General features: G+C 33.5%; 1 protein-coding gene. It reads left to right on the forward strand.

What is annotated here, in order from left to right:
• The first annotated feature begins 301 nt into the window (after positions 1-301).
• Positions 302-1507 (forward strand): GGDEF domain-containing protein, encoded by a 1206-nt coding sequence (locus B3D98_RS01510; RefSeq protein ID WP_066037826.1) that lies wholly within the window; start codon positions 302-304, stop codon positions 1505-1507.
• Positions 1508-1584 lie beyond the last annotated feature (77 nt).

Consider the following 1584-nt stretch of genomic DNA (forward strand, 5'->3'; position numbering starts at 1 on the left):
ACAAGGTCCTGTCTTAAATGTGGGTCCATTTGGTAAGGATGCCCATCAAAAAACAGAACGATTGCATGTGGATAGTGCGTTTAAAGAGATGCCTGTTATGATTGACACGCTTATTAAAAGTCTATTTTAGCCAAATAAATTTTTCGATATTTAATTGAATACAATGTAAAAAGTTGATGCTATAAAGGTATCAACTTTTTTATTTATCAGAAAAATTTAGATTGACTTGTATTTTTCGTTATCATGACGATACATATAGGACATTATAATTATTTGAAAGTGGGCATGAGGAGAGAGCATGATGGAAAATCAAGAAAAATTAGCTTTTTCTATTCGCGAAGAAATGGTTCAGTCGAATTTAAAAGGGATGAGAATAGTTGCTTGGACACTCATGTATGTATCAGTCATTATTTCGTTAATACATTATGGAGAGGTATTTTTTGTGAAGGCGGAAAGAGCCATGGTTCCCGTCTATATTGCCATTCATATCGCTATGTTTTATATAGATGTTGCAGTATTATTGTTTATCCGAGAAAAGCGAATTCATATTACTCCTGTTAATATACAGAAGTATGAACGGTTGGTTGTTGTTTATATTTACACAATAATGCTTTTGATTACTGCGATATCGGTATTGGATGTTTACTTTTTCCGTCATGCAGCACTCTATGAGGTTATTTTAATCATTATTTGTACAGTATTCGCGTTACCTTTACGAAAAATTGTCTGGATTATTTTGCTTTCTGCATCAGCCATTATTGTGAGTGCATATATGAGTGCTGGAATATCGAGTGAAAATATAAAAATTATATTACCCATGTCATTATTAATACCTATTGGTGTAATGATTCAATATCAGACCTATAAGGTTCGTAAACAAATCCATACCCAGCATATTTTATTGAATGAGGAAATGACTAAAACGAAGCGACTATCAGAATTGTTGGCTATTAAAAATAATGAATTAGCAGAGCAAGCATTAAAAGATTCTTTAACGAATCTACCTAATCGACGTGCATTTAACCAAAAATTGAATAAGATAGGACAGCAACTTTATCAAACACAGCCTTTAACAGTCATAATGATTGATATTGATTGCTTTAAAAAATTTAATGATTATTATGGTCATTTGCAGGGAGATGCAGCAATTGTCAAAGTCGCATCTCTATTGGAGGAAATTGCAGGGAAGTATAATGCATTTGTTGCCCGTTGGGGTGGCGAGGAATTTGTTATGATAAGCCAGCATACTCATAAGGTTGCTGAACCTGTATGTGAAGAAATCTTAGAAGAAATTCGACAACTTAATATCCCGCATTTACAATCTACTATTGCCCAACAAGTTACTGTTAGTATTGGAATGTGTCAAGCTAAAATCGCAAAATATGAGCATTTACAAACATGTTGTGAATTAGCTGACCAAGCGCTATATTTGGCAAAGCAAAACGGACGAAATAACTATTTCTGCAAAATGGCAATTTTTGATGAAGAAGCAAATGCGTCTATTTGAAGTCAGAAAACGTTGCTACGAAGCCCTTCAATACCCCCTTAGGTTGCTTAAATTATAACGAAAGTGTTACAATATAG

The organism is Lysinibacillus sp. UBA5994 (assembly GCF_002429725.1).
Classification (GTDB): Bacteria; Bacillota; Bacilli; order Bacillales_A; family Planococcaceae; genus Lysinibacillus; species Lysinibacillus capsici.

Coding starts and splice junctions, on each gene's coding strand:
- B3D98_RS01510 (WP_066037826.1), top strand. CDS start 302: ATGGAAAATCAAGAAAAATTAGCTTTTTCTATTCGCGAAGAAATGGTT.